Source organism: Bacillota bacterium, assembly GCA_012518215.1.
In the GTDB taxonomy this organism is placed as follows: domain Bacteria; phylum Bacillota; class Dethiobacteria; order DTU022; family PWGO01; genus JAAYSV01.
In genome coordinates, this window is sequence record JAAYSV010000053.1 from 24,923 (window position 1) to 49,847 (window position 24,925).

The following is a 24,925-nucleotide window of genomic DNA, read 5'->3' on the forward strand; positions in this document are numbered from 1 at the left end:
CTGCCCGGGGCAGAAGATCTACGGGTTTTGGTTATTCCCGGCCATGAGATGGCTGTACTTGCCCCAGGGTTTTTCCCCTTCATACCGATCAATGCCTTCCGGGGGGCCAAGATCGTGCAGAAGAGCGGTCACGTTCCTGGAGTAGCCCGGCGGGACAAGATCCGGAGCAATCTCAACCAGGGGAACAAGGACAAACCAGCGCTTGTCCAGCAAGGGATGGGGGAGCGTGAGTGTCGTTGTCCGCATCACAACACCCGGGAAAACAAGGATATCGATATCGATAAAACGTGCTTCCCAGTGGCCTTTCCGTCTGCGTCCAAGGTCATATTCTATTTTTTTGGTGGCGTTCAACAGGGAGATGGGCGACAGAGATGTTGTGATCGCGCATACCGCATTGAGGTACCTGCCCTGTAACGGGCCGCCGACCGGATCAGTTTCGTAGACAGAGGAAAGTTTCGACATTTCGGTGTTTTGAAGCCGGTCCATTTCCTCGACGGCACGATTGAGAAAGTCAAGCCTGTCCTTGAGATTCGATCCCAGACCGATGTAAACCGTGGTCATTATTTTATCACCTGTTTGTCAAAAAAGATCGGTTTCCCGGCAAAAATTATTATCTGGAACGGCTGATGGTTGCCGATACCCCGCCGCTCAAAACCGGCAGTGGCGGCCGTGGTTTCTCCACTGTTACGGTAACGTGGTTTACTTTATTTATTTTGATCAGTTCCCCGGCCAATCTGTCCGCAACTGACTCGATCAGATCGTATCTTTCTTTCAGCATGATCTCTTCGATCAACAGGGAAATATCCGCATAATCTATCGTTTCCCCGAGGTCGTCGGCCCGGCTGATTCCCTCCAGATCAGCATCCAATTCCACGCTTACCAGAAATTCCTGCCCGCGTTCTTTCTCCTCCGGCAGAACACCATGGTAAGCAAAAAAAGATAATCTATTCAATCTTATCTTTCCCATGCATTTTCAGCCTTTCTGACGCCTCACGATCGCGTCGGTCATTCTGACTACACGCCCCATTTCCCTGACATCATGAACCCTGACAATATCCACTCCGGCAGCGATTCCATAAGCTATTGTAGCAGCAGTTCCTTCCAGGCGGTCCTCCACGGGCAGATTCAGTGTTTTGCCGATCATGGATTTTCTTGAAGAACCAAGCAACACCGGAAACCCCAGTGATTTCAACTCATGCAGATGATGCATGGCTTCCAGATTCTGATCAAGGTTTTTCCCGAATCCGATACCCGGGTCGACAATAATTTTACTCTTTTCTATCCCGGCAGCCAATGCCAGATCGACACTCTCTTGCAAGTCCGAGATGATGTCGGGGATGAAATCGCGATAAACAGGTTCTCTCCGATTATGCATCAGGCAGACGGGAACCCCTGCTGTGGCAACAATCCCGGCCATTTTACGATCAGCCTTCAACCCCCAGATATCGTTGACCATATGGACACCTTCATGCAGGGCCGCGGTTGCAATTTCTGCCTTGTAGGTGTCTATGGAAAGGGGAAGATCGATTTCTTTTTTGAGGGTGCGGATGATGGGGATAACCCTGTTTAGCTCCTCTTCCAGGGAGATGGGCATATATCCGGGACGGGTTGATTCCCCCCCTATATCGATTATATCCGCTCCCTCTTCGGCCATACGCAGCGCCTGGGCAATAGCTTTATCAAATTGGTGGAAGAGGCCCCCGTCTGAAAAAGAATCGGGGGTGACATTGAGGATTCCCATGATCAATGTTCTTTCCCCCAGGGGGAGATCGTATGGTCCCAGTTGTAAAATAGAGGTCATTACTGTTTACCGTAGCCTTATCGATTCTCTGGATTTATCTTTTTGAGTGCCGTCATCCTGTTTTGTTTTATCCTTTTATCAGGGTAAAAGCTTCTTCCCTGGAAACGGGACTGTGGCGGAAGAGTCCCCTTACTGCCGAAGTGACTGTTATTGAACCGGGTTTCTTTACCCCGCGTATGGTCATGCAAAGGTGTTCGGCTTCCACCACGACAACTACCCCCTTCGGGGCCAATTTTTCCATGGCTACATCGGCAACCTGGCTGGTAAGCCTCTCCTGCAACTGCGGGCGGCGGGCAAATACTTCGATCAATTTGACCAATTTGCTCAGACCGATGATGCGCCCATCGGCAGGAATGTAAGCGATATGTGCCTTGCCATAAAAAGGGAGAAGATGGTGTTCGCACATGGAATAGAAAGAGATATCTTTGATCAGAACCATCTCTTCATGGTTGTCGGTAACGAAAAATTTATGCAGGATGTCGCATGGATCCTGGCTCAATCCGCTAAAAACCTCCTTGTACATCCTGGCCACTCGCTTTGGCGTTTCACGGAGCCCTTCCCGTTCAAGGTCCTCGCCTATCGCCTCCAGTATCATTTTTACTGCTTCTTCTATCTTCTGCTCGTCTACCATATTCCTCTCCTTTGAGTCTTGATTCTGTTCATAAAGCTTTCAAATGTGGTGATGCAACGACGTTTTTTTCTTCTTCATGTAGATTGTACTTAGCAAGATTCTACTAATTTGCCGATTTTCCTGCCATGATGTCAATTTTTTACCCGACAAAATCATTTCCTTTGATTGAATTAAAATATTCACTCTGTTATTATGTTGTAGGGTAAATCGGGAGGGAAGAGAAAAATGTTGCTGGCCATCGATGTGGGCAATTCGTATATCATGCTGGGGGTCTTCGAAAACAACAAGATGCAAATCTGTTGGCGGATGGCGACAAAACATGAGCGCACCGAGGATGAACTCGGCATCATGATCAAAAACCTTTTTCTGCATAGCAACCTGGAGTGGAAAGCGGTTACGGGGATAGCCATTTCTTCCGTTGTGCCTCCCCTGATGCATACGCTGGAAAAGATGTCACAAAAATATTTCGAACTGTATCCCCTGGTTGTGGGCCCGGGAGTGAAGACCGGTTTGAATATTTTGATGGATGACCCCCGTGAAGTTGGGGCCGACAGGGTGGTCAATGCCGTGGCGGCTTATACCCTCTACGGGGGGCCAACGATTATTGTCGATTTCGGCACGGCCACAACTTTCTGTGTTATAAATGAAAAAGGAGATTATCTCGGTGGAGCCATAGCCCCGGGAATTGGAATCTCCACCGAAGCCCTCTTTACCAAAGCGGCCAAACTTCCCCGGGTAGAATTGGCCAAACCCAAACGGGTAATTGGCAAGAATACGATCAGCAGCATGCAGTCAGGAATTATTTATGGCCTGGTGGGCCAGGTAGATGGCATTGTACGGCGCATCTGCAGGGAACTATCTTCCAAACCATTTGTCGTGGCCACGGGGGGCTATGCGGAATTTCTGGCCAGTGAATCGGAAACCATCGAAGAGGTCAATTACAATCTAACCCTCGAAGGGTTGAAAATCATTTACAACCGGCAGAAGGAAAGAAATTATTCGGCCAAATCTTAAACAATATTTCAAATATATTTTATTTTGTTGGTTTTGGCGGAAGGATTTTATGATTGCCATATAGAATACATGCATGTCAGTTTAAGGTATCTTCTTTTTGACAAACTTTTTATTGATGAACTGAACGTACAAACATAAATAAATTCAGCAAAATTGATTGTTAAACAATATAATAACAGGCGGGTTTATCGTTGAAAGATTACATTGCCAAAACAATATTTCGTTATGTGCTTGTATTTGTGATGATGTACGGGTTCTATGTAATTTTCCACGGCCATCTTTCCCCGGGCGGGGGTTTTGCAGGTGGCACGGTTCTGGGCCTCGGGGTTCTTCTGTTTTTCCTCATTTTCGGTCCGACATGGAGGAAGCGTCTGGGTAATATCCCCCTCGATGTCGCTGTTGTTCTGATCACTATAGGAAGCCTCATGGAAGGCATCAAGTATCTGTTGCCTGCGCACAAGGGCCCGGTCGGAGAGGTGGGCACTCTATTCAGTGTCGGTATCATCTCCGTGGTGAACCTGGGAATCGGGCTGCTGGTGGCCAGCACCATCATCAGCATATATTATCTGTTATCCGGGGAGGATTAGCCGTGAGTTGGAAAATATTGATGGTCAACTATCCCTATTTCATCTCCATAATAATATTTACGGTAGGGTTGATGATTGTATTGACCCAACCAAACCTGATCAAAAAAGTATTTGGTTTGAACATCATCAGCAATGCCACCTTTTTATTCTTTATCTCGATGGGCAGCATTGTCGGTGGGGAAGTACCCATCGTCGAAGTCGGTGCCCCCGCAGATATAGTTTATATCAATCCCCTTCCCTCCGCGCTGGTCCTGACGGGGATTGTGGTAGGGTTCAGCACGACATCTTTTGCCATGGCCTTGATTGCAAAACTTTACACGCTTTACGGCACTGTATATGCTCCAAATTTTATGAAGATGAGATGAGGTGAACGGATTTGGTCTATGGGCAGAACAACCTTCCTTTTATATTGATCATAGGCAGTTTGATATCCGCTTTTGCGATGCCCCTGCTGGCACGGTGGAAAAGGGAATGGTGTGCCCCTCTGGCGATCGTAACCTCGGCCGGTGCCTTCATCCTTTCTCTGATTTTTGTTATCCAGGTTTCGCAAGGGCATACCATTGATTATGCTGTTGCTGCCTGGGATCCCCCATGGGGAATCGAGATTGTCATCGATCCGATCACCAGTCTCATGGCTGCGCTGGTAACAGGAATTTATTTCATGATCTCCGTTTATAGCCTCAGAGCTTTGCCCGCGGAGATCGGTGAAGAGATGAGCGGCTGGTATTACGTGGAATACATGCTATGCATGACGGCGATGCTGGGCCTGATCGTGACCAGGGATATTTTCAACATGTATGTTTTTATCGAGGTGGTGGGAATAAGTGCCTGCGCCCTGGTCATTGGCAAAGGAAGTCGTATAGCCATGGAAGCGACGCTCAAATATCTTATTCTGGCCACTATCGGCTCCGGTTTTATACTGTTGGGGATAGGATTTGTCTACATGATGACCGGATATCTGAACATGGTCTTTGCCGGCGATATTCTTCAACAGACAGCGGCCCAGTATCCTCATCTTGTCTGGGTAACGATGGGTTTTTTCGTGGTTGGTTTCGGGATCAAATCGGCGCTTTTTCCTCTACATCTATGGTTGCCGGATGCTCACTCCTCCGCACCATCACCATCAAGCGCCATCCTTTCCGGGCTGGTTGTCAAGGCGTATATCGTCAGCCTGTTCAAGGTTTTTGCGATCGTCTTTGGTGTAAAAATGTTTCTGGGGACTACGAATATACGCGTCTTGATTCTGATCATGGCTTCCGCGGCAATACTGATCGGATCATTTTTCGCTTTTGTGCAACTGGAACTTAAACGGCGCCTGGCTTATTCCACGGTTGCCCAGGTAGGCTATGTTTTTCTGGGAATTTCGCTGGGTACGCCGGAAGGAATCATGGCCGCCTTTTTCCACATTATCGTTCATGCCGTGATGAAGACGGTACTATTTCTATGCGCCGGGGCCATCTACCGGCAGACCGGGAAAAAGAAAGTCACCGAACTTGCCGGTATAGGCTACAGCATGCCGGTCACGATGGGGGCCTTCCTGATAGCCAGTTTTTCCATGGTGGGGATACCCGCCACCGGTGGTTTCATCTCCAAATTTTATCTGGGTCTGGGAAGTCTGACTGCCGGGCAACCATTTTTTATCATTCTCATCGTGATCAGCGGGCTGCTCAACGCGGCATATTATTTCCCCATTCTCTGGCAGGCATATTTTGTACATGAAGGCCGGGATGGCTCCCCCCGCCGGGCACCCGTTTTCAAGATGGACAGGGTGCCGGTAACGATGTTGGCTCCTATCAGCATCCTGGCAGCGGTTATTATTGCCCTGGGTTTTCTGTTCAACTACTGCTTTGATTTTCTGGGATTGATAGTATCGGGATATTTTTTGTAGCATGACGGGAGGTAAGTATCTTGACCGGTCAAAGAAAAGGATTGGATTACAAGGGCATGATATTCATGTTCATATTGCTCCTGGGATTCTGGTTGCTGATGTCTCTTGATTATGATTGGCAACATCTCCTGGTCGGATCCTTGCTGAGTATTTTTCTCGTTGCTTTCTGGAACAAGCTTAACCGGGAAGACGCACCACATACAAAGTTCGTATTGAAACAGTGGGGATGGGCCTTTATCTATGTTATCTGCCTGATATACGAGATCATCAAGGCAAATATCAGCGTGGCCATCATTGTTCTCCATCCCAAATTGCCGATTTCACCGGGGATGATTATTTTGCGGGAGGAATTGAACCGGGACCTGACCAGGGTGCTTTATGCCAATTCAATCACGCTTACTCCCGGGACCATCACTGTTGAAATGGAAGACGATCGCCTGATGGTTCATGCGATCACCCGTGATGCAGCCGAGGGTATCCCGGATTGGTATCTTCATCGCATGATGAAAAAGATAGAAGGGGGCGGATAGAATGCTGGAGAAGTATCTCGCCGGGGTAGTAATTTTTCTGATAGCGATTGCCGTGCTGGCCCTTATTCGGGCGTTCTGGGGGCCTTCGGCGGTGGACCGTATCATTGCCATGAATATTATTACCACGGAAATCATCATGATCATCCTTATCTATGCCTATCTTCATCACAATATCAATTATATCGATGTAGGGCTGGTATTTTCACTTGGATCATTTATTGCCACGCTGAGCATGTTGAAATTGTTAAGCAAAGATAGACTTGAGAAAAAGTCATAGAGGAGGAATGGCCGGGTGGCTTTTCGTGAAATACTGGGGATGATATTTTTTGCAGGCGGGGCCTTCTTTCTGATGGCAGGTGTGATCGGGTTTCTACGTTTACCCGACGTATATACAAGGATGCATGCTGTCGGTAAATGCGATACGCTCGGTTCCGGTTTGATCATTTTGGGCTTGATGATGATTGCGGACAGTTACCTGGCCATCATGAAACTGGCGGTTGTTCTGTTGCTGATTGCCGTGATCAACCCTGTCGTTACTCACCTCATTGCCAAGGTTTCTTACGAGCGAGGCGTGAGGATGACCGAGGGGAGTTTTATTCTTGATCGCTACAATGGGTCAGGCGACAGGCAGGATGAAAAGATGAAGACAGGGGAGGGATCTTGAATGCAGGAACCAATCATATTTTTTCTTTTTCTGGTGCTGCTGGTAAGCACACTGGCCATATTTTTTTTCGAAGACCTCCTTTATGTGGCAATCATTTTCGGTGCATTCAGCATGACCATGGCTTTGATCTGGCAACAGCTGAATACGCCTGACATAGCAATCACGGAGGCCGCCGTTGGTATCGCGGTTACCTTCATTACCATTACGATAGTGACGAAGATCGGGAGGAAGCCTTCATGAATCGCAAACACCGTCTGATTATTGTAATTATTGGCCTGGCTGTGGCCGGTATGGTTTTTTATATGCTGTTGCAGGCGGTTTCCGAGATGCCCCCTTACGGGCAACCGGACAATCCTACAGTGAACGATGTTGTGGAAAGGTATGTTGAAAAAGGGGTCGAAGAGAGCGGCGGCCTGAACCTGATCACCAATATTATTCTGGATTACCGTGGTTATGACACCTTGCTGGAAACGACGGTGCTATTCACGGCCGTGATGGCAATTATCCTCGTGCTAAGCAGCAGGGGCGAATCCACGGAATAAAAACTGCTGCCAAAACCTTTAAGGAGAGAAAATTATGCCGGATGCATCTCAGTTGATAGTTTGGTCAATATTTTTACCGATTGCAGGTTCCATATTGCTAAGCCTGTTTCCCGAAAAATCCGATCGGCTGAGAAATGCAATGTCTTTTTTTATCAGCATTGTTACTGCTGCCAGCGTGATTTTTATCCTCATGGCCGTTCTCAATGGTCGAACCCCGGAGTTTTCCATCCTGACCCTTGCCCCGGGGCTGGAATTGTCTTTCAAGGTCGATCCTTTTTCCATTCTTTTCGGAACCATCGCCTCGGTGTTGTGGGTTTTTGCAACGCTTTATTCGTTCGGTTACATGGCGCATGAACATAAACGCAGACGCTACTTTGTTTTTTTCATGATGTCTCTGGGTGTCACGGTGGGCATTGCTTTTGCTGCCAATCTGATCACCCTTTATCTATTCTATGAGTTTCTGACAATCTGTACCTATCCCCTGGTCATTCACTCCGAGAACGAGGAATCGCAGGCTGCCGGCTTCAAATACCTGGTATACAGTTTTATCGGGGCGGCCTTCGTTCTTCTGGCCATGGTCATGACCTATCACCATACGGGGACGCTTGATTTTACCCAGGGGGGTATAGTTGCCGCCACTTCGGAAAGCGCCTTTTTGTGGCAGGCCATTTTTGTCTGTTTCATTCTGGGGTTTGGTATCAAAGCCGCTATCATGCCCCTGCACGCATGGCTGCCCGCCGCCATGGCCGCACCCACTCCCGTGAGTGCCCTGTTGCATGCAGTGGCGGTGGTGAAGTCGGGGGTATTCTGTCTGATCAGGGTGATGTATTCCATTTATGGAACGGATACCCTGGCTCATCTTGACCTGGGCTTATTGCTGGCCGTCATCGTTTGTATTACCATCATCATTGCATCTATCATTGCTTTGAAGCAGGATGTATTGAAAAAACGCCTGGCATATTCCACGATAAGCCAGCTGGGTTACATTACACTTGGCGGTGCCTTGCTGACATCCATGGGGTTGGCAGGAGGGCTGCTGCATATGATCAATCATGCTTTGCTCAAGATCACCCTCTTTTTCTGCGCCGGGGCTATTATCACCGTTACCGGCAAGGAAAAAATCAGCGAACTGCGTGGGGTGGGTAAACGAATGCCGTTGACCATGTTGGCCTTTGCCATAGGGAGTATAGGCATGATAGGAATTTTACCGGTGAACGGTTTCATTTCAAAATGGTACCTTATTGTAGGCAGTCTGGACCTGCGCTACTATCTGGTGGCCGTCGTGCTGCTGGCCAGCGCACTGCTCAATGCCGCCTATTTTGCCCCCATTGTCATCTCTGCATTTTTCCGCAAGGGGGATTTCGAGGAGGCACCCGGCATGGAAGCTCCTTTGAGCATGTTGGTACCTATAGTTATTCTTGCAATTACCTGTATCGCTTTCGGTGTTCAGATAAATTTCTATGTACCTTTTGTAGAAAAGATAGCCGCTTACTTGTTGTAGCCAATTCTGATCGGGGAAGCTTTTCAACAGTTTCCTTGAACCATGATAGGAGGATGGTTGATGGGCGGGCAGGAAGTATTTACCTCGGTGTTGCCGATATGGGTGGTTGTAATACCACTCCTTACAACATTGTTGCTTGTTGTTTTTTCACGCCTGGCCTGGGCACGCCATGCCGTTGCCCTGGTAGGAACGGCGCTTACCATGGGTGCCGTTATCGGTATGTGGCCCCGGATCATGGGAGCAAAACAGGTTCTCGTTTTCGAGATACCGCTTTTCATCTCTCCGCTCAACCTTTTCTTCAGGGTGGATGCGCTGGGCCTCATCGTGGCTCTCATAGCCTCGCTGGTCTGGTTGGCTGCTACGATTTACGCTGTCAGTTACATGGATCATGAGAAGAACCAGGGAAGATTTTTCGTATTCCTGGCATTGACCCTTGTTGGTACCATCGGTGTCCCGCTGGCCGGCGATCTGCTGACATTGTTGTTGTTTTTTGAAATCATGACTTTGGCATCATACGTCCTCGTGGTTCACAATCAATCCGATGAAGCGGTAAGCGCCGGCAACCTCTATCTGTACATGGGGATCTTCGGGGGATTATCGCTCCTGATGGGGATCGGGATAATTTTTCATATTACAGGTTCAGTTGCCATCAGGCCGATGATGGAGCCTTTCGGCGCTTTCTCCACTTTCCATCTGATCGCCATGGTCTTGTTGATACTGGGTTTTGGTATCAAAGCGGGAATGGCCCCGTTGCACATCTGGTTGCCGAGAGCACACCCCATTGCTCCTTCCCCGGCAAGTGCACTTCTTTCGGGGATCATGATCAAGACCGGGGCTTACGGAATTATTCGTACCGTGAACATGCTCTTTACCCCTTCAGCCGACCGTTTTCAACTGGCCCAGCTGGGTGAACAGTTTGCTGCACTCTGGCCAGATCTGGCTCGTGTGGGCATGATCATGATCTGGGTGGGGATCGTTACCATGTTTTTCGGGGCGGTTTCCGCCATGTTGCAAGACAATATCAAAAGGATGCTTGCCTGCAGCAGCATCAGTCAGATGGGATACATCATCACGGGGGTGGGGGCTGCGGCATATCTTGGCTACAATGGAGCGATGGGGTTGGCCGGTTCTTCTTTCCATATACTCAACCACGCTCTTTTCAAATCATCACTTTTTCTTGTAGCCGGGGTGATCGTCTATGCGCTGGGGGAACTGGACATGCGTGAATTGGGGGGACTGGCCCGCAGGATGCCGTTCAGCATGGCCGTGGCGCTGATTGCTTCTTTTGGCATTGTCGGTATACCTCTTTTCAATGGTTATTCAAGCAAGACTCTTTTGCATCATGCGCTGGTAGAAGCACACCATCTCGAAAACCTTTTCGCCTTGCAGGTTGCGGAATGGATATTCATCCTGACAAGTGCCTGCACGGCCTGCTATTTTATCAAATTCCTCTATTATACATTTTTCCGTAAAAGTGGCCGGATCTATGCCGGGCTCAAGGAGCCCCCGTTGATGAAGGTGGGGATGGGGATGCTGGGTATAACCATGTTGGTTTTCGGGGTTTTCCCCAACCTGATTCTGGATAAATGTATCTTGCCGGTTCTTGATGGCTTCATGTTCGATCCGATCTACATCGAACAACATCTGAAGGGGATAAATTTCTGGGTGCTTGAAGATATCGGGTCTGTAGCGATTACCCTGGGTTTGGGGATCGTCATCTACTGGCTGGCATCGAAAACGAATTTTTTCCGCATACGGATTCCGCAATGGTTGACCCAGGAATATATCGGCTACAATATTGGCCGCGGAGCAGTGGCAATATGGGGATTGGTGACTATTGTTGTAAATTTTGTGCTGAATATCTTCGCACGGATTTTTGGTGCTATCTATAGAGCAACATTCAGGCTGCTTCAAGGGCTGGATTACCGGCCCCGTTTGCCGATTTATCGTGCTATCAATTTCGGGAATATTGACTTTGACATTTTCCTGGTTCTGCTTGTTCTGGGAGCAGTTCTTTTCTGCCTGTTTTACCTGCAATTTGGCATATGATTCCTTGATTGATATAACAGGCTGCTTTACGATCATGGGTATCGCCTTGACATGCCGGGGAGAAGACAAGGCAGTTTGCAAAGTCGATAACCGGTGATTGTTGACCCACTTCTTCAAACCATCAAAGAGGAATATTCCCAGCACTTGTTGAAATCAAATAGCGGTATTTTTACTGTTCAGGGGGTGTTTGTTTTGGGGTCCGGCGGGGTAGAGGCAACTCCAATAAAAAAGTCGGAGCGGGTACTGCAGACTTTGAAATTGATACAGGAGAAAGATGGGATCAAGGCCAGAGAGATTGCCCGGGAATTGCAGGTCGGGACACGGACAGTTTATCGTTACATAGAAGACTTGCGCAAGATGGGTATCAAAATCGAGGCATCCAGCGGGGCAGCCGGAGGTTATATCTCGAAGGGGCACCCGGCTTTGAAGGCGTTGACTTTCACTGGATTGGAAGCTACGGCCATCCTGCTCGCTTCACATGTATTGGCCAGAACCGATGGCATTCCCTTGAGAAAAGATCTGGAGAATGCCCTGGAGAAGATAACCGGGGCTACAAAACCGGAGGGCAAGAAATATCTGCGTTTGTTGAAACCAAAAATAAGTATTCTTGTAGATTATATAAAAAATTACAATCCGTGGGAAAACATTTTCTCCATGCTCAATGAGGCGATGATGTACCAGCAGACCGTCAACATAAAATATCATTCATTCTCTTCACAAAAATTTTCGGAACGGAAAGTAAATCCCTATCACATTTTTTTCCGCGACGGGGCATGGTATATCATTGCTTACTGTTTCCAGAGGCAGGAATTGCGCACTTTCCGTCTGGATCGAATCCATGGGGCTGAATTGACCGAAGATAATTTTGAGATAGACAGGGATTTCAATATCGACAAGTATTTTGAACATTCATGGAGGTTGGCTAGAGGTGAGGCCATAAATGTCAAGGTTAGAATTTATTCCCCCATCAGTTTTCTTATCATGGAATCCGAGTGGCATCCCACCCAGAAAATCAAGCACCTTGATGATGACAGCTTGATATTCGAGGTAACGGTGGAAGGCACCTGGGAGATAAAAAAATGGATTATGGGGTGGGGGGAACATGCGGTGGTTCTAGAACCGCCGGAATTGAGAGATGAGATAGGGGCTGAATTGCGGAATATGGTCAAAAATTATGAGCGTCAGGATGGCTGATATTTTTTGTCAGGACATCATGATTTTATTCTTTACAGGGGGAAAAGACATTGGAATTGAAGGAAATAATCCGGAGAAGAAGAAGTATCAGGCGTTACAAAGAGGAACCTCTACCCCATGATGTGATTGAAGAGCTGCTGCTGGCGGCGCGGGCGGCCCCTTCGGCTACCAATCGTCAACCATGGCGTTTTGTTGTCGTCAGGGACAAAGACCTGAAGAACCACCTCGGCGAAGCTATCACCCAATCCTTTGTTACCAGAGCTTCGGTGATCGTGGTTTGCTGTATTGACCGCCGTTCCTTTACCCGCGGTGTTCTTCAAAAAAGGGTGGAAGAATTGGTTTCCGCCGGAGTCATGGAACGAGAGGTGGCCGAATTGTTGTATCAACGGAAGATGCCGGAGAAGACGGAGGAAGTTGGCATACCGGTTTCCGCTTACATCGATATGGGTATCGCCATAGAACACATCATACTGCTTGCTGCCGACATGGGAATAGGGAGTTGCTGGGTGCGTATGTTCGATGAAGAGAAATTATCTTCCATCCTGAATTTGCCATCCCGGTTGACTCCTGTGGCGATTATTCCATTGGGCTATCCGGCAGAGGACCCCCCGGCGCGGCCTCGCCTTCCCTTGCATGAGATCGTCTGGAAAGTGGGAGAAAAAGGGGATATGCCGGATTGAATGTACACGGATACCCCCCCATCAGGCATGCTTTGTTTAACTGATCCTGCATGTCCAATCGTTTCCGCTGTTGTTGTCCCAGTTGTCAGCACTGTCCTTGAAACAGAAGTTCATCTCGCGTTTACCCTGTATCTTTGCATCACAGGAAAACGTTTTCTGCATGGACTGGTTCATGGGGATATCCATTGCGTTTTTCCATCCATCAAAACCGCAGTGCATCCAGATGTTGTCGGCACCGCTTTGCGCCAGCAGTCCACGGTACTCGATGCTCACTTTCTGTCCACGGCGGGGGTTGCCCGGTTCCATGGAAATACGATCGTCCAGGTGCATCGTCAAATCATGCCTCCTTTCTTGATTGGGTCATTTTTATTCTTCCTCGGCACACCCGAATTATTTATGTAACAGTTCAATATTGATATTTATTCAACATACGCTGTGTATTGAATGGTTTGAATAAAGTCAAGCGGTGAAGATAGTTCCAAGAAAAATGGTAGAAAATCGAAAAACCCGGGCCGGACGAAATTTCAAATAAAATATGTTTGAGAACTTTACTGATTATGGATATAATATTGGAAAATCAACAGGAAGGTAATGTCAGATGATAAATATCACAGAAACAGCCAAAAACAAGTTGAAAGAAATTTTGAAACAGGAAGGAGTGGAGGAAGCATATATTCGTATTTACTTCCGTAGAATTGGGTGAAGGGGTTCCCAACTGGGGCTGGCTCTGGAAGAGCCTGTAGCAAATGAAACGGATATCGTGGAAGAACTGGATGGCCTGTATTTTTTGTATGAACGGAAAATATCCCGGCATATCGCCAACAAAACGATAGATTACCGGTCCGGGTTCAACAAAGGGTTTGTTTTCAAAGAACATGGCCCTGAATTCAATACTGGCAGCGGTTATTGCGAATTATAAGCCGGGGGTTTTACCCCCGCTGACAGACAAGGGATCGGTCAATGCCGATCACGAATAAAATATGTCGAAACAGGCATGCTTCAAACTTTTCAATGCGCACGTGATTTTTGCAGGTAACGCATCTTGCTTCATATCATAAGAAAAGATCCTGTAAAGTAACCCACGGATTTTTTGACGGCCTATTGACAATCTGCACGAGCCCATTCATGCAGGGGAAGAATAAAAATAGAGGTGGTAAGATGGAAAAAATAAAAGTAAAATGGTTCGGTCATGCCATGTTCATGATTGAGCAGAAGGCTTTCAGGATCGTTACCGATCCGTATTCACCGGAAATAGGTTATCCTTTTCCCGATATAAATGTGTCGCTGGTTTCTGTAAGCCACGATCATTATGACCATAACAATGTTGAAGGCCTGAAAGGCAACCCCGTGATTGTCCGTGACATCGCACCGCTCATATACGGACCGGTCTCATTCGAGGGGCTGGTTACTGATCACGATGAAGATGGCGGATCCCGGAGGGGTAAAAACATTGTATTCAAGTGGCATATCGGAGGGATTACCTTTGCTCATATGGGTGATTACGGGGAAGCAGAACTGACTGATGAGCAGCGCCTTTTCCTTGAGCCGACTGATGTGTTGATGATCCCCGTGGGCGGGGTCTATACGATTGATGCGAAGAAAGCTCGTGACATAGTGAATGCTGTTTCACCAAGGGTAGCCATTCCGATGCACTACAAGACCCCCATGTTAAATATCGAAATAGACTCGCTTGACAACTTTATCAAGGGTCTGAAGAACGTTAAACATATGGGCAAAACGCTTTCACTCAAGAAGGAAGATCTCCCTCCCGCCACAGAAATCTGGGTCATGGAATCGAGCTAGTACGTTTTTTCTTGCAAATCCGTTCTTTTTTCTGTCCACTTCAATGAAATTGCAGAAGCTTTATGACGTTTGAAATAAAGAGGCCATACCGGAATGGGAAGGGTGTCGGTTATTTCGTGATCAACGTTGCGGGAATATGAATTTTTCTTCCCGGTTGGCATGATCGGGAGCAGGTTTTGTACAATAGTCAAGAGATCCCTGAGCATAACAAAGATTGGCCCGGAAGGATCGTCAAGAAAATCAGCCAGTTCTTTTCCTTGCAAAAAATATTCCATCTCCGGTTTTTTCCCTGAAACCAGTGTGGCCAGTGCCTGGTAAAATTGGTTCAAGATTTCATGTTTGGCCACATTACGTACCCACGACTCCACCGTCCAGGCCACACGCCAGTTGCCGTTGATGACGTTCAAATCTCCTTCAAAGAAGAGCAGATACCGATCCCCCGTGCCGGTAAGTTGAAAAGAAAGGAGGTTATCTTCAGCCTGATGTTTGAAATCGACATTCTTGAAAAATGCCAGAAAACGAACCGGGCCCGAGAGGTCCAGTCTGTCTTCTTCAGACTTGACGGTACCGTCCGGGGAAGTTTTTTTACGGCGTCGCCTGGTTGACCCTGACCAACCTTCCTGCGAGCTCTTGTCGATTATCCGCGATATATCTTTCAACATAGCCCGAACCCCCAAAAACACTTTGCCCTGTCCATAGTATATATCGGTAGGGTATGAAAAAAAGTAAATGGCACCTTTCACCATGATTGTTCTCTGCTGGCAATATGCCATCGATGCAGGAAATATGATCCTGGTATCGAAAACAACAGATAAGTATCGAGGTGTATTGATGGGCCGCCTGAAATTTATTGCCCTTGTGGCTCTTGACATGTTATCCCTGGTAGCCGTTTTTTTGTTGTTTGTTTATCTGGGGATGGGGTACGCAATTCTCTTATGTGTGGGCCTGTTATTTCTGATCCTGGGGCTTTATGATCTCGGGACAGGGCGTCTGTCAGGGTTGATTCATATTTTATTTTACAAGCGGAAACCTGCCCTGACGCAACTGCGGCGGGGAGGGGTCTGGAATATCATTCCGCTTCTGATGGCGGGTGGGATTGTATGTTACAGTTTGCCGTCTGTCATTGCCCATGGTTTCGTGGATCCGGATTGGATCCCGATCACCGGAGAGTATTTTCTTCAGTTTTCCTTCTGGCTGGTCGGTTTTGGTTTATTTATCATAGTGGTGGCTACCGGTCTGTATCCGGAAGAAAAAATCAATGATGGGGGGAGTTTGTTCATGAAAGCCGGTAAGGCGGTAATAAAAATATTGGTGGCGTTGATCCTGATTGTTCTTTTTGCTGCCGGGATAATCATGATTTCATTCTGGTGCTGGACTCCGGATCCCATGGAGGCATTCTACGGTGATAGTAAAGTTTTGAATTTTGGCCATCGGGGTGCTTCCGGGGATGCACCTGAAAACACGATACCTTCTTTCCAGAAGGCAATGGAACTCGGTGCAGATGGGATTGAACTGGACGTCATGTTCAGCCGTGACAGGGAACTGGTAGTTATTCATGATTACAGTGTTGACAGGACTACCGATGGGATCGGGGAAGTAAAGAACCTGACCATGGACGAACTTCGCCAGCTGGATGCTGGTGCCTGGTTTTCTGCAGATTATTCCGGAACAGTTATTCCCACGCTGGCCGAGGTGATTGAGGCGCTGGACGAAGATGTTCTCATCAATATCGAGATCAAGAGTGAGTCTCCCTTCTCGGATGGCCTCGAGAAAGCTGTGGTTGATCTCATAGCCCGGTATGACCTTTATGGACGCACCATTGTATCCAGTTTCAATCCCATTTCTTTGATCAGGGTCAAAAGAGCGGACAGCCGTATTGGCACGGGGTTGATTTATTCCCCTGATCTTCCTTCTTTCCTGAGCAAGGGGATGCTCATTCCCATCACCAAACCCGATGCGCTGCATCCGCGTTACGACATGGTGGATGAAGATTATGTAGCCAGGGCGCATGCAAAAGGATATCGTATCAGTGCATGGACGGTAAATGAAGTGGAGGAAATGGAACGCCTGATTGAACTGGGGGTTGATGGGATAATCACCAACTACCCCGGCGCATTGGAGGAACTGAACCGGGGGCAAATCGACTAGTCAGTGGAAGTTGGTTCTCCCCTTTTTCCCTGTAGAGCAGAACGAATTTCTTCCTGAACACGTTGGTCAGTTTCCCGTTCGAGGCCGCGGCTCAGTATCCGTTCGGCTTCCGGGCCTCCCAGTTGCCCGATGGACCAGGCAGCGTGCAATCGTATCAGTGGCTGGGGGTCGCGTGTGAAAACATCGGACAGCGGTTTCAAACCCCTGTGATCGCGGCTGTTGCCGAGGGCAATGATGGCATTTCTTCTTATCAGGTCAATGCCGCGCCAACCGGCAGCGGTCTGTCCAAAAGTGCGGGAGAATTCCCGCCGATCTATACCGAGCAGCGGGATCAGCGGTGTATGATCGTCAAATACCGCTGCGGATATTTCCTTCAGCGGGGATGGCGGTATTTCTTTGTTGAGGGGGCAGACTTCCTGGCAGGTATCGCAACCATATATCCTTGACCCCAGGGATTCCCGGAAAGAAAGGGGGACAACGCCCCGGGCCTGTGTAACGTAGGACAGGCAACGCCGGGGATCAAGCAGGTAAGGAGCATAAAGTGCTCCTGTAGGACAGGCCTTTCTGCATCGCCCGCATTCGAGACATGACCTTGATCGGGTGGTTGGGGGCCATGCAGGAAGAGGGATATCAAGAAGGATCAGCCCTAAAATTACCCATGAACCGTATCTGTGGCTGATGAAAAAAGTATTTTCACCAATTATTCCATCTGTCTGGTAGGCAAAAGCTCTTTCCATCAGCGGCTCCCTGTCGACAAGGAGCCGGTACTGGAAAGAACGAGGAAACAGGCGACCCATAAAATTGACGAGAAGCCTGGCTTTATTTTTTGCAATTTCATGATAATCCCGGAATCGAGCTATCCGTGCCACCTTTCCGCAGGGCCCTTCATTATCGGAACGGGGGGCTGACGATTCTATGAAATAAGGCAGTGCCAGGCAGATGATACTTTGGCATCCGGGAAGAAGGAGCCGGGGATCGATTCTGGCTGACAGGGAACTGTTTTCAAAAGGTGAACGCAATCCTGTCCGTGCCCGTGTGGCCAGGAAAGATTTCAGCCCAGCAAGGGGCAATGCTTCAATGATACCGGTTATTTCAATTCCTATCTGGTTGGAATAGTCGATAAGATCATTGACAGGGCTCATCGTATTTTAAACTGCTCCTTTCCGCAAAATAAATACTAAGGGATAAGTACAATGCTGTCAAACGGGGGTTGTGTCAAGGATGACGGGAAAGGATTGGGTTCTTTTAACGGAAGCCTACAATGATACAGAGGCTGATATCATATGCAGCCTCCTGGCGACCTTTGATATTCCTGCTCGCAAGGAATACACCGGGCCGTACAAAGGGTTGAAAGTTGTTTTCGGGCAGGAGATCGGGGTTGAAATCATGGTTCCCGAAAATTTGCTGATATCGGCCAGGGAAATTATAGCTTCCGGTACAGAACCCCGATCGGGCCAATAATATTTTGCAGCTTCCCCGATGGCCCGAAGGGAGCCATTGAACGGGAAGCAACATTCTGTCATGCATGTCTTTTCAGCCGGACAGGCGCACCCGCACGTTTCCAACATTTAAACATTGGAAATATTGTTTAAATGTATTGCTTTGTATATAATTGATGTGATGTGCGTATGCAATTGAAAGTTTTGTTTAAAGGATTTGTTCGTTACAACGTAGAATAAAACATCGGAAAGGCTAGCAGTCAAAGGGTCGAGGGCTGTTGCGGGGGTGTGTTGATTGGGTAAAATCGGAATATGGGAGATAGTAGTAGTGCTGGTAGTGGCCTTGATTGTCTTTGGTCCAACCAAGTTGCCCGAGATCGGCAGGGCAATAGGAAAAAGCATCAATGAGTTCCGGAAGGCAGCAAGCGATATCAGAAAAAGCATAGATGTTACCGGGGTGGATCTGGAAGAAGACGATCAGGGCGAATAAATGATTGAGGATACCTGTACACTTATTTTATATCGAAGGGGGCCTGGAAGAGGGTGCAGAAACCCTGCCGGGCCCGGTCAGTCAGGTACAGCCTGATTTCCAAAATGTTTAACTATATTTGATCATGTCAAAGGAGGTAATGACAGATGTTGGGAGGAAAGATTGGCCCGTTGGAACTGGTGTTGATTCTGGCGGTGGTCCTGCTCATATTTGGTCCCGGGAAATTGCCCAGTTTGGCAAAAGCCATTGGTCAAAGCGTTACGGAGCTTAAAGATGGGTTGCGCGGGAAACCAAAAAAACAGGCCGCCCCCGAGACATCGGGTGAAGAACAGGAAATTAACGACTAGCAGTATTTCTGAGGGATTGATTTGAACAAACACCGTAAAGATTCCATGACGGTATTGGAACATCTGGGAGAATTACGGCTGCGCATTTTAATTTCTGCTGCTACTTTTATTGCGGCTGCCATTTTTTGTTTTACCCGGGTCGACTATCTCCGTTATCTTCTGGTTAAACCCGGCGGGGGCATGAAGCTGTTCTTTTTTTCTCCCCCGGAAGCATTCATGGCCAATATGCGCCTGGCCGCGGTTGCGGGTCTGGCCCTTGCTTTTCCGGTATTGATCTATGAACTGATGGCTTTTATTTTCCCGGGTTTGTACCGTCATGAGAAAAAATTTTTGCTGGGGCTTACGGGTGGTGCGGTAACCCTTTTTGCTGGCGGGGCCCTTTTTGCTTACTATGTTATCGTGCGGTTGGTTCTTCATTTTTTTATTCAATTTGAAACCGAGCGGCTTACACCTTTGTTCAACATCGGTGATTATATATCTTTTACAATAAATTTAATATTGTGTTGTGGCCTTTTCTTTCAGCTGCCGTTGGCGATGTGGATACTGAGTAAAATTGGTTTGATCACCGCAAAGACCTTGAAGCGCAATCGGAAGTACGCCTTGTTGATCATTCTGGTTGTAGCAGCTATTCTCACGCCGCCGGACATCATTTCCCAGATACTTCTGGCCATTCCGTTGCAGGGATTGTACGAAATCGGGATCATGGTCGTGGTATTCTCGGAGAGGAAGGGGATCAAGAAGGGGGCTGCGGAAGAAATCAATACACCCGGAATTGGAGAAGAATATGACTGAGAAAACAGCGGCGATTATTTTAGCCGGGGGAGAAAATAAAAGACTGGGACAGCCAAAAGCCCTGCTAAGATTCGGCGATAAATTGATTGTCGAGATAATGGTAGAAAAACTGCAAGAATATTTCTCTGAAATTATCATTGTAACCGATCTTCCCGATCCGCTGCGGCACCTGCCGGTTATTTTAACCGGGGATGTCTTCACCAGTTACAGAAAATCTTCCTTGCGGGGGCTGCATGCCGGGCTTGAAAGATCGACAGGCACTCACAATTTTGTTATTGCTTGCGACATGCCTTTTGTAAATATATTGCTGATCGAATACATGCACAGTATGATACCCGGGTACGATGCGGTTATTCCCCGTGTAGGGGAATATGTACAACCACTTCATGCTTTTTATCACAAGAGGAGCATTGCTACCATTGAAAAGCATCTGCTTGCGGGTAAATTCAAGGTTGCTGAGCTGTATTGCCACTTGAATATCAGGTATATCGAGGAAGAAAAAATCCTGGAAGTTGATCCGGAACAGAAGGCATTTTTCAATATCAATACCGATGTAGCTTTCAAAACTGCCCGGCAGATATATTTTGAGGAAGAGCAAACAAGAAAGATCTTGGGGGGGTAATCAATGGGCAAGTTGCCAAATTACCTTGGTCCGATGGCTTTTGGAATCAAGATGGGGGTGATCGCTCCCGGGATGAATCTGGAGGAGCTGATCCTTGAGGCCCTCGAAAAATGCAGCAGGGATGGGCTGATCGATGACAATGACATTATCTGTATTACCGAATCAGTCGTGGCCCGTGCACAGAACAATTTTGTGACCATCGACGATGTGGCCCGCGAAGTAACAGAAAAACTATCCTTGCCATCCGATGGGCGTGTCGGTGTTGTTTTCCCCATCACCAGCCGCAACCGTTTTGTCCAGGTTCTCAGGGGTATTGCGCGGGCAGTTCCACGGGGAGAGGTGGTCATCCAATTTTCATTTCCATGCGATGAAGTTGGAAATCGCCTTGTTGATCCTGAATTTGTCGAGCGATTGGCCAAGACAGAATGTGACACCATTACCGAGTCGGATCTGGAAGGATACAAGCCACGGCACCCTGTGACCGGGGTTGATTATATATCTCTTTACAAAGACACGGTCAGGGAAGCGGGAGCGGTACCGAAAGTAATATTGTCCAACGACCCACAGGCCATCACGGCCTTTTCCTTGCACGGGGTGATTGCTGCCGACATCCATAGCCGGGAAAAAACAAAGGCGGCTATCGGCAAAATCATCAAAAACTGCATAACCTTGCAGGAGATTTGCAACAGCGGCAAGAGCCGGTCCGAATGGGGGGTTCTTGGGAGTAACATAAGCTCGGGAGACAATATCAAACTGGCACCGCGTGATGGACGGCAATTTGTCCTTTCTTTGCAGAATTCGATTGCCACCGAACTGGGCCGGAAAATAGAGGTTTTGATTTATGGAGACGGGGCTTATTGCGATCCCACCAGCGGAATCTACGAGCTGGCCGATCCGCGCCCTGTATTTGCTGCCACCGACGGGTTGAATCGTCTGAGGGAAGGGATAAAATACAAGTATCTGGCCGACATGTATTTGAGCAAAGGGGCCGATATCGAGTCAGTGGAAAAGATGCTTGAAAAAAAGAAAAAGGAAGAAACAGTTATTCAGGGCACCATTGAATCCGAGGGTACCACGCCCAGGCCTTTGGGGGATGTTCTGGCCAGCCTGGCTGATCTGGTCAGTGGTTCATCGGATGCCGGAACACCGATAGTCCTGATCAAGGGTTTCTTGAAGTAGCGTTGGTTTTGCGGTGCAGGAATATGTTTTTCGCGATGGAAAAGAAAACATATAGACAGCCCAGGATGATAAAATAATCCCCGCCCACGCGGTAGACGGTATTGCGCCCGGCAAAGTCGGTTTCCAGCCGGAGAATCTTCACCTCATCGATATTTGAACGTAGAAGTTCCTTGCCGGTAAAATCGGCGGAGATGGTTATACCCGAATTGGCAACCTGTGTTACGCCCACGCCCATCTCGGCAGCGCGGATCATGACCATGTGGGCATGCTGGTCCAGGCCATTGCTGTTTTTGAGCCAGTTATCATTGCTGATAATGAAAAGGTGTTTTGCTCCCGCGGCGGCAAATTGCCTCGTGTAGCTTCCAAAAAAACTCTCGAAGCATATCACTCCGGACAGAGGCAGGCTATCCAGATCAAAAACATTGATCCCTTTCCCCCGTTCGTAGGTTCCCAGTATAACTCTTAAATTCAACCAACGGTTCAAAAAATCGTTCAGCGGGAAATATTCCACAATCGGTACCAGGTACTTCTTGCTGCATGATTGAAGATCTTCCCGGCCGGGGATGAGCAGGATCATGGAATTGTAAAGTCCATCATCCTTCCGGACCATGGCGCCGTAAATAATAGGAACCTGCAGATCCTCGGACAGTTGCCTGACCTCGGGAAGAGTATCCCGTCCCCCGGCCAGCGCCGTGGAAAGGACGGTTTCTGCCCAGACGATCAGGTCAAGATCCCCATATTGTGCGGCCGCGTCCCGGGAAAGATTTTCGTATCGTTCCAGATTCTCACGTGCGCCTTCAAGCAAATTGTTTTGGCTGATGTTGGCCTGAATCAGGGCGATGTTTCTGGTCTGATTTTCCCTGGTTACAGGGAAAAAAGAAGGCAGCCCCAGGCCCAGGCCGGCTATGATCATCCACACCAGCAAAACCTTGCCCAGGCTTCTGTTACTCAACAGGTTCTTGATCCAGAGAGCGATCATGGCCTGCAAAGCGAACATCAAAAAAGGAAGCCCCCAGTAACCGTAAACGCTGGCAATCCTGAGGATAACAGGGATGTTCCACTGTGTGTACCCGAGATACCCCGCGGTATACCCGAGAAAACCCGCGGAACGCAGATATTCCATAAGTACCCAAAGAAATGAAAATAAAAAAACCATGGAAATCGGCGATACAATATCCTTGATCCGGTTGAGCGCATAGAAGCACAGTCCATAAAACAGACTTAAATAAGTGATCAGCAGCACGAAGGCCAGTAGGGCAAGATTGCGTGGCAAGAAATCGAAAAGTGCTTCATTGACAAAGAAATTGATGTAAAAATGAAAGATGGCCCCGAAAACCAGGCCGCCCCAAAATGCTGTTCCCGGCCGGGAACCCAGCAAAAAAACAATCGCGGGGATCAGAGCAAACCAGGCCATATACCAGAGGTTGAATCGGGGAAAAGCCAGAATCAACAAAAATGCGGAAAGCAACGGAAGGGAAAATAACAAAAATGTTTGTTTCTTCATCGTCATACCCCGGTGATAATATATTTGCTACCGATTCAGTATATACAGCACTACCTCCATACTCCCCGATAAATATTAACACTAACATGCAATACACTTCAAGTGTACCTGCATCGCCGGATATTGTACAAGTAAATGGTTGTCGGGGAGAAGATTTATATGGGGATTGGATTGGCAGAAAAGAAAGGCCTTACTCCTTGAATATTGATTTGTGCATCGAAAAAAGGAGAGGAGAAAAGTTCCAACATGGAATGGGCATGAAAAAGGCACCTTTTTGGGGAAGACGCCAGTTAAACAATTGAATAATGGCTAATATGTACTATTTATTTTCATAAACCTGTCAGCAGCTTCTATTACCAATCTCACTGAAAAATAGGGTTCGGCGCCATTTATCAAGTAACCTTCCAGATAATCCTTGTTGTCATAAGCCATCCCCATAGCTTTGCATATCAACTCACATACCTTTTCGGCTTCAAATTCCTTTTGCTCTTTGGAGAGTTCTTCTTTTGATCTGTCGGGCACCCTCAGCATTTTATTACCCTTGTCCCTGGTGAGGTGGCCGCATAGGATATGTCCTATCTCATGCAAAATAGCGGTTACTTTCCGGTCATCGTTAAAATGCTTATTTACTGTTATAGCCAAATGAGTAGATAACTCTACTTTTTTCTCCTTTTCAAAGATTTTGATCTTCATAGCTTTTTCAAGATATTCCGCTTGGCCAGCCTGTCTAGAACCAAATGTAGCTTCACCATAGTAAATTCCCAGTTGGTTAACTGTACGTATCAAGGCGGGGAGAAACTTGCCAACCCTTGGATCTGGTATTGGAAGTTGAAAATCATCACGCATGATATCAGGAACCATTTCACCGTAAGTGTCAGCAAAATCGTATACAAAGTTTATGGGCCCGAATGGCTGCAAGATTACTATGGGAGTAACGTCAGGTAGTATGTGCCTACAATATTTCTCTCTCCAAGTTTCTTCGGTCTCGATATGTACAGCTCCAGGCCTTTGAAGAAGGATAAGGGCAGAATTAAAAAATGAATATCTCCTTGTCCACCACATGAAAGTTGCAAAATCAATAAAATCTTCATAGAGACCTTCTTTGCAAATACGGTCAAATAACATAGATTTACGCAGAGCCATAAAATCAAACCCCCGATTTTCTAGCTAAAAGTTAGCCTGTTTGCCTTGAATGCATATCAATTCAAAAATAACTATTTGTCCGCTTTGATTCTATTTTCGATCCCATTGAAAATAAGTTTCGGTTGAAGACAGGAACAAGCAATTGTTTATTTGGCATATTGGCTATATATTTTTCCATATCCAGGCTGCCTTTCCCTTTCCAATATTATATCATAAGTGTATCAAGGAAATGATTGTAAGGATATTTTTAAGACGGTGTCAACCTACTTTAGGAAAAAAGAGAGAACCCCGTAATTTTTAACACACTTTTTTATCTATCAAACTTTTAATAGCTTCCCTGGTGAAACTGAAGCCTCCCTGCAGTAACGGCATGTTTC

The 24,925-nt window shown here is 47.5% G+C and carries 30 protein-coding genes; 21 read left to right on the top strand and 9 right to left on the bottom strand.

Translation table 11 applies throughout. From position 1 onward, the window contains the following. Positions 1-18: 18 nt before the first annotated feature. The 4 genes from folK to folE all read right to left on the bottom strand — a co-directional run bounded on the left by folK (position 19) and on the right by folE (position 2,432). On the bottom strand, positions 19-561 hold the full coding sequence (gene folK / locus GX364_08795; protein NLI70945.1) for a 2-amino-4-hydroxy-6-hydroxymethyldihydropteridine diphosphokinase: 543 nt from the start codon (positions 559-561) through the stop codon (positions 19-21). A 49-nt stretch (positions 562-610) separates the two neighbouring features. Continuing rightward, entirely contained in the window at positions 611-967 is a 357-nt protein-coding gene (gene folB / locus GX364_08800) for a dihydroneopterin aldolase (protein NLI70946.1), read from the bottom strand. Between the two features lie 6 nt (positions 968-973). Beyond that, positions 974-1,801: a dihydropteroate synthase gene (gene folP / locus GX364_08805; protein ID NLI70947.1), complete on the bottom strand. Its 828-nt coding sequence runs from the start codon at positions 1,799-1,801 to the stop codon at positions 974-976. 67 nt (positions 1,802-1,868) lie between these two features. Further along, entirely contained in the window at positions 1,869-2,432 is a 564-nt protein-coding gene (gene folE, locus GX364_08810; protein NLI70948.1) for a GTP cyclohydrolase I FolE, read from the bottom strand. Between the two features lie 225 nt (positions 2,433-2,657). On the opposite strand from folE, the gene GX364_08815 reads away from it, so the two are divergent. The 13 genes from GX364_08815 to GX364_08875 all read left to right on the top strand — a co-directional run bounded on the left by GX364_08815 (position 2,658) and on the right by GX364_08875 (position 13,081). Beyond that, a complete protein-coding gene (locus GX364_08815; protein ID NLI70949.1) occupies positions 2,658-3,446 on the top strand; it encodes a type III pantothenate kinase in 789 nt (262 codons plus the stop codon). Between the two features lie 191 nt (positions 3,447-3,637). Next, on the top strand, positions 3,638-4,033 hold the full coding sequence (locus GX364_08820; GenBank protein NLI70950.1) for a sodium:proton antiporter: 396 nt from the start codon (positions 3,638-3,640) through the stop codon (positions 4,031-4,033). A gap of 20 nt (positions 4,034-4,053) precedes the next feature. Beyond that, entirely contained in the window at positions 4,054-4,398 is a 345-nt protein-coding gene (locus GX364_08825) for a cation:proton antiporter subunit C (GenBank protein ID NLI70951.1), read from the top strand. 11 nt (positions 4,399-4,409) lie between these two features. Then, on the top strand, positions 4,410-5,921 hold the full coding sequence (locus tag GX364_08830; protein NLI70952.1) for a monovalent cation/H+ antiporter subunit D family protein: 1,512 nt from the start codon (positions 4,410-4,412) through the stop codon (positions 5,919-5,921). A gap of 20 nt (positions 5,922-5,941) precedes the next feature. Beyond that, positions 5,942-6,451 (top strand): Na+/H+ antiporter subunit E, encoded by a 510-nt coding sequence (locus GX364_08835; GenBank protein ID NLI70953.1) that lies wholly within the window; start codon positions 5,942-5,944, stop codon positions 6,449-6,451. Position 6,452: 1 nt separating this feature from the next. Next, entirely contained in the window at positions 6,453-6,728 is a 276-nt protein-coding gene (locus GX364_08840; GenBank protein NLI70954.1) for a hypothetical protein, read from the top strand. Between the two features lie 39 nt (positions 6,729-6,767). Beyond that, positions 6,768-7,115: a monovalent cation/H(+) antiporter subunit G gene (locus GX364_08845; GenBank protein NLI70955.1), complete on the top strand. Its 348-nt coding sequence runs from the start codon at positions 6,768-6,770 to the stop codon at positions 7,113-7,115. Then, positions 7,116-7,355: a DUF4040 domain-containing protein gene (locus GX364_08850; protein NLI70956.1), complete on the top strand. Its 240-nt coding sequence runs from the start codon at positions 7,116-7,118 to the stop codon at positions 7,353-7,355. It abuts the gene before it with no gap. A 50-nt stretch (positions 7,356-7,405) separates the two neighbouring features. Continuing rightward, positions 7,406-7,657: a hypothetical protein gene (locus tag GX364_08855; protein ID NLI70957.1), complete on the top strand. Its 252-nt coding sequence runs from the start codon at positions 7,406-7,408 to the stop codon at positions 7,655-7,657. Positions 7,658-7,691: 34 nt separating this feature from the next. After that, complete coding sequence (locus GX364_08860; protein NLI70958.1) at positions 7,692-9,158, top strand: monovalent cation/H+ antiporter subunit D family protein; 1,467 nt, start codon at positions 7,692-7,694, stop codon at positions 9,156-9,158. 60 nt (positions 9,159-9,218) lie between these two features. Further along, positions 9,219-11,207 carry a proton-conducting membrane transporter gene (locus GX364_08865; GenBank protein NLI70959.1) on the top strand — a complete coding sequence of 663 codons (1,989 nt, stop codon included), beginning with the start codon at positions 9,219-9,221 and terminating at the stop codon, positions 11,205-11,207. A gap of 192 nt (positions 11,208-11,399) precedes the next feature. Continuing rightward, a complete protein-coding gene (locus GX364_08870) occupies positions 11,400-12,401 on the top strand; it encodes a YafY family transcriptional regulator (protein ID NLI70960.1) in 1,002 nt (333 codons plus the stop codon). Positions 12,402-12,451: 50 nt separating this feature from the next. After that, positions 12,452-13,081, top strand: coding sequence for a nitroreductase (locus GX364_08875; protein ID NLI70961.1), 630 nt, complete (start codon positions 12,452-12,454; stop codon positions 13,079-13,081). A gap of 36 nt (positions 13,082-13,117) precedes the next feature. Here the strand turns inward: GX364_08875 and GX364_08880 are convergent, their stop codons facing one another. Further along, entirely contained in the window at positions 13,118-13,411 is a 294-nt protein-coding gene (locus GX364_08880; protein ID NLI70962.1) for a carbohydrate-binding protein, read from the bottom strand. Positions 13,412-14,239: 828 nt separating this feature from the next. On the opposite strand from GX364_08880, the gene GX364_08885 reads away from it, so the two are divergent. Next, complete coding sequence (locus GX364_08885; GenBank protein NLI70963.1) at positions 14,240-14,884, top strand: MBL fold metallo-hydrolase; 645 nt, start codon at positions 14,240-14,242, stop codon at positions 14,882-14,884. Here the strand turns inward: GX364_08885 and GX364_08890 are convergent. Further along, the gene (locus GX364_08890; protein NLI70964.1) at positions 14,881-15,546 is read right to left on the bottom strand and encodes a hypothetical protein; all 666 of its coding nucleotides are present in this window, start codon (positions 15,544-15,546) and stop codon (positions 14,881-14,883) included. The genes GX364_08885 and GX364_08890 overlap by 4 nt on opposite strands. Positions 15,547-15,613: 67 nt before the next feature. On the opposite strand from GX364_08890, the gene GX364_08895 reads away from it, so the two are divergent. Then, complete coding sequence (locus GX364_08895; GenBank protein NLI70965.1) at positions 15,614-17,032, top strand: glycerophosphodiester phosphodiesterase; 1,419 nt, start codon at positions 15,614-15,616, stop codon at positions 17,030-17,032. On the opposite strand, the gene queG is transcribed toward GX364_08895, so the two are convergent. Beyond that, the gene (gene queG / locus GX364_08900; GenBank protein NLI70966.1) at positions 17,029-18,174 is read right to left on the bottom strand and encodes a tRNA epoxyqueuosine(34) reductase QueG; all 1,146 of its coding nucleotides are present in this window, start codon (positions 18,172-18,174) and stop codon (positions 17,029-17,031) included. The two genes, GX364_08895 and queG, sit on opposite strands and share 4 nt — an antisense overlap. Positions 18,175-18,253: 79 nt before the next feature. Here queG and GX364_08905 point away from each other — a divergent pair, with 79 nt between their 5' ends. The 6 genes from GX364_08905 (at position 18,254) to GX364_08930 (ending at position 21,901) form a co-directional block, all read left to right on the top strand. After that, entirely contained in the window at positions 18,254-18,493 is a 240-nt protein-coding gene (locus tag GX364_08905) for a hypothetical protein (GenBank protein ID NLI70967.1), read from the top strand. A 273-nt stretch (positions 18,494-18,766) separates the two neighbouring features. Further along, positions 18,767-18,961 carry a twin-arginine translocase TatA/TatE family subunit gene (locus GX364_08910; protein ID NLI70968.1) on the top strand — a complete coding sequence of 65 codons (195 nt, stop codon included), beginning with the start codon at positions 18,767-18,769 and terminating at the stop codon, positions 18,959-18,961. Between the two features lie 146 nt (positions 18,962-19,107). Beyond that, complete coding sequence (locus GX364_08915) at positions 19,108-19,308, top strand: twin-arginine translocase TatA/TatE family subunit (protein NLI70969.1); 201 nt, start codon at positions 19,108-19,110, stop codon at positions 19,306-19,308. A 21-nt stretch (positions 19,309-19,329) separates the two neighbouring features. Next, positions 19,330-20,100 carry a twin-arginine translocase subunit TatC gene (tatC, locus tag GX364_08920; protein ID NLI70970.1) on the top strand — a complete coding sequence of 257 codons (771 nt, stop codon included), beginning with the start codon at positions 19,330-19,332 and terminating at the stop codon, positions 20,098-20,100. Next, the gene (locus tag GX364_08925; GenBank protein NLI70971.1) at positions 20,093-20,722 is read left to right on the top strand and encodes a molybdenum cofactor guanylyltransferase; all 630 of its coding nucleotides are present in this window, start codon (positions 20,093-20,095) and stop codon (positions 20,720-20,722) included. The genes tatC and GX364_08925 overlap by 8 nt, the downstream gene beginning before the upstream one ends. Positions 20,723-20,725: 3 nt before the next feature. Further along, positions 20,726-21,901: a hypothetical protein gene (locus GX364_08930; GenBank protein NLI70972.1), complete on the top strand. Its 1,176-nt coding sequence runs from the start codon at positions 20,726-20,728 to the stop codon at positions 21,899-21,901. Here GX364_08930 and lnt read toward each other — a convergent pair. Together lnt and GX364_08940 are read right to left on the bottom strand one after the other, a co-directional pair. Beyond that, the gene (gene lnt, locus GX364_08935; protein NLI70973.1) at positions 21,882-23,405 is read right to left on the bottom strand and encodes an apolipoprotein N-acyltransferase; all 1,524 of its coding nucleotides are present in this window, start codon (positions 23,403-23,405) and stop codon (positions 21,882-21,884) included. The two genes, GX364_08930 and lnt, sit on opposite strands and share 20 nt — an antisense overlap. 309 nt (positions 23,406-23,714) lie before the next feature. After that, a complete protein-coding gene (locus GX364_08940; GenBank protein ID NLI70974.1) occupies positions 23,715-24,548 on the bottom strand; it encodes a hypothetical protein in 834 nt (277 codons plus the stop codon). Positions 24,549-24,925: the final 377 nt, after the last annotated feature.

Excerpts from the sequence above, each read along its gene's own strand:
- folK (NLI70945.1), bottom strand. The coding sequence starts at position 561 with ATGACCACGGTTTACATCGGTCTGGGATCGAATCTCAAGGACAGGCTT.
- folB (NLI70946.1), bottom strand. The coding sequence starts at position 967 with ATGGGAAAGATAAGATTGAATAGATTATCTTTTTTTGCTTACCATGGT.
- folP (NLI70947.1), bottom strand. The coding sequence starts at position 1,801 with ATGACCTCTATTTTACAACTGGGACCATACGATCTCCCCCTGGGGGAA.
- folE (NLI70948.1), bottom strand. The coding sequence starts at position 2,432 with ATGGTAGACGAGCAGAAGATAGAAGAAGCAGTAAAAATGATACTGGAG.
- GX364_08815 (NLI70949.1), top strand. The coding sequence starts at position 2,658 with ATGTTGCTGGCCATCGATGTGGGCAATTCGTATATCATGCTGGGGGTC.
- GX364_08825 (NLI70951.1), top strand. The coding sequence starts at position 4,054 with ATGGTCAACTATCCCTATTTCATCTCCATAATAATATTTACGGTAGGG.
- GX364_08840 (NLI70954.1), top strand. The coding sequence starts at position 6,453 with ATGCTGGAGAAGTATCTCGCCGGGGTAGTAATTTTTCTGATAGCGATT.
- GX364_08845 (NLI70955.1), top strand. The coding sequence starts at position 6,768 with ATGATATTTTTTGCAGGCGGGGCCTTCTTTCTGATGGCAGGTGTGATC.
- GX364_08850 (NLI70956.1), top strand. The coding sequence starts at position 7,116 with ATGCAGGAACCAATCATATTTTTTCTTTTTCTGGTGCTGCTGGTAAGC.
- GX364_08855 (NLI70957.1), top strand. The coding sequence starts at position 7,406 with ATGGTTTTTTATATGCTGTTGCAGGCGGTTTCCGAGATGCCCCCTTAC.
- GX364_08860 (NLI70958.1), top strand. The coding sequence starts at position 7,692 with ATGCCGGATGCATCTCAGTTGATAGTTTGGTCAATATTTTTACCGATT.
- GX364_08865 (NLI70959.1), top strand. The coding sequence starts at position 9,219 with ATGGGCGGGCAGGAAGTATTTACCTCGGTGTTGCCGATATGGGTGGTT.
- GX364_08880 (NLI70962.1), bottom strand. The coding sequence starts at position 13,411 with ATGCACCTGGACGATCGTATTTCCATGGAACCGGGCAACCCCCGCCGT.
- GX364_08885 (NLI70963.1), top strand. The coding sequence starts at position 14,240 with ATGGAAAAAATAAAAGTAAAATGGTTCGGTCATGCCATGTTCATGATT.
- GX364_08890 (NLI70964.1), bottom strand. The coding sequence starts at position 15,546 with ATGTTGAAAGATATATCGCGGATAATCGACAAGAGCTCGCAGGAAGGT.
- GX364_08895 (NLI70965.1), top strand. The coding sequence starts at position 15,614 with ATGGCACCTTTCACCATGATTGTTCTCTGCTGGCAATATGCCATCGAT.
- queG (NLI70966.1), bottom strand. The coding sequence starts at position 18,174 with ATGAGCCCTGTCAATGATCTTATCGACTATTCCAACCAGATAGGAATT.
- GX364_08905 (NLI70967.1), top strand. The coding sequence starts at position 18,254 with ATGACGGGAAAGGATTGGGTTCTTTTAACGGAAGCCTACAATGATACA.
- GX364_08915 (NLI70969.1), top strand. The coding sequence starts at position 19,108 with ATGTTGGGAGGAAAGATTGGCCCGTTGGAACTGGTGTTGATTCTGGCG.
- GX364_08925 (NLI70971.1), top strand. The coding sequence starts at position 20,093 with ATGACTGAGAAAACAGCGGCGATTATTTTAGCCGGGGGAGAAAATAAA.
- GX364_08930 (NLI70972.1), top strand. The coding sequence starts at position 20,726 with ATGGGCAAGTTGCCAAATTACCTTGGTCCGATGGCTTTTGGAATCAAG.
- lnt (NLI70973.1), bottom strand. The coding sequence starts at position 23,405 with ATGAAGAAACAAACATTTTTGTTATTTTCCCTTCCGTTGCTTTCCGCA.
- GX364_08940 (NLI70974.1), bottom strand. The coding sequence starts at position 24,548 with ATGGCTCTGCGTAAATCTATGTTATTTGACCGTATTTGCAAAGAAGGT.